This window comes from Tamlana crocina, from assembly GCF_012037625.1.
Genome location: NZ_JAAVJS010000670.1, coordinates 1 through 324, shown reverse-complemented (window position 1 = coordinate 324; position 324 = coordinate 1). Strand labels below are relative to the sequence as shown.

1 pseudogene is annotated in these 324 nt (G+C 37.3%); it reads left to right on the top strand.

Annotated features, from left to right (window positions below):
- Positions 1-324 (top strand): annotated as a pseudogene (locus HC176_RS18510) (hypothetical protein); the annotation flags it as partial.

Sequence of the window (324 nt, the reverse complement as noted above, 5' to 3'; positions counted from 1 at the left end):
TATGTGGACACAGGCGATGTCCTCCCAACAAAGCAGGACCGGGAAAATTATTTACAAAAGAGAAATTCAGATAAAGACATAGGATTTATAGATCTGGAGCGTGTAACAGAGCTTACAGATAAACCACAATATCTTATTTGCAGTCATAAGGATCCCGATAAATTGGGAGAAACATATCAGCAATCTGCATTAAAATATTTTGATAAAGTCGCCTTGCTATATGCCGAAAAGATTGCGCAGTTACTTAAAAATGGATATCAAAATGTTTACCTCGTTACAGATCACGGATTTGTACTAACCGGGGTGCTGACGAATTCAGATAAA